The organism is Paraburkholderia sp. BCC1885 (genome assembly GCF_900996235.1).
Classification (GTDB): domain Bacteria; phylum Pseudomonadota; class Gammaproteobacteria; order Burkholderiales; family Burkholderiaceae; genus Paraburkholderia.
This window is the reverse complement of sequence record NZ_CAAJGM010000161.1, coordinates 1-448: the sequence shown is the minus strand read 5'-3', so window position 1 is coordinate 448 and position 448 is coordinate 1. Positions and strand designations below refer to the sequence as shown.

Here is a 448-nt window from a genome sequence, read left to right as displayed (position 1 = left end):
GGGAGGATCTCGAAACCGCGGTTGAGGATCAGCTTCGCGGCCGGATAACGCGCGCGGATCGCGCGGATCACGGCGACCAGCCCGGCCTGCTGGCGCGCACGCGCCTCGTCGGTGGTGGCGGCGAGCTGGTAGGAATCGAGCGTGTCGAGGAAGAAGCCGCGATAGCCCTTCTCCCACAGCGGGCGGATCACGTGATCGACGAAGAAGGCCGGCCAGTCGGGCTGGCCCTGGTCGATCACGCGCGAGGCCCAGGCGGCGTTGCTGCCGGCGAACCAGCTCTTCGGGATGCTCGCGTAATAGTCGCGCGAGGGCAGCACCTCGCCGACGCTGGCGTAGGCGAACCAGGTGGTGTGCGGCAGCGGATGCGCGAGCGGATCGAAGCCGCTGTCGCGCTCGACCACCGCCGCGTCGTAGGCGGACAGCAGTTCGACGAGAGGCTGATTGCCGT

General features: G+C 69.2%; 1 protein-coding gene. It reads right to left on the bottom strand.

Annotated elements, in window-relative coordinates; genetic code table 11:
* On the bottom strand, positions 1-448 hold a 448-nt coding region (locus FQ755_RS15590; RefSeq protein ID WP_186308540.1), incomplete at both ends, for an endo alpha-1,4 polygalactosaminidase.